This is a genomic window from Paraburkholderia sp. SIMBA_030, assembly GCF_046535245.1.
In the GTDB taxonomy this organism is placed as follows: domain Bacteria; phylum Pseudomonadota; class Gammaproteobacteria; order Burkholderiales; family Burkholderiaceae; genus Paraburkholderia.
In genome coordinates this window covers 1-248 of sequence record NZ_JAWRXB010001268.1, presented here as the reverse complement: position 1 = coordinate 248, position 248 = coordinate 1, and the positions used below count along the sequence as shown (strand labels likewise).

The window sequence follows — 248 nt, the reverse complement described above, 5'->3', positions numbered from 1 at the left end:
ATAACCTGTACCCGGCGTCGTAGTCTGTTTCTGCCAGTCGACACCCGCACCAATACTACCGTGACCAACGATGACATTGTTTGCCCACTGGACGGTGTATTGCTTCATCTCATCGAGCGTCGCCGACGAATCATAACGACCATAATGGGGATCGTAGTTGTAATCTTTGCTATGGCTATAGCTGGTAATGAGTTGTGATTTAATCAGTTCGCCGTTATAGCGCAGCCCGGCGTCCCAACTTTGGCTAT

1 protein-coding gene is annotated in these 248 nt (G+C 49.6%); it reads right to left on the bottom strand.

Annotated features, from left to right (window positions below):
* Positions 1-248 (bottom strand): hypothetical protein (locus tag SB772_RS44115; RefSeq protein ID WP_410839037.1); only part of this gene is annotated, 248 nt, incomplete at both ends.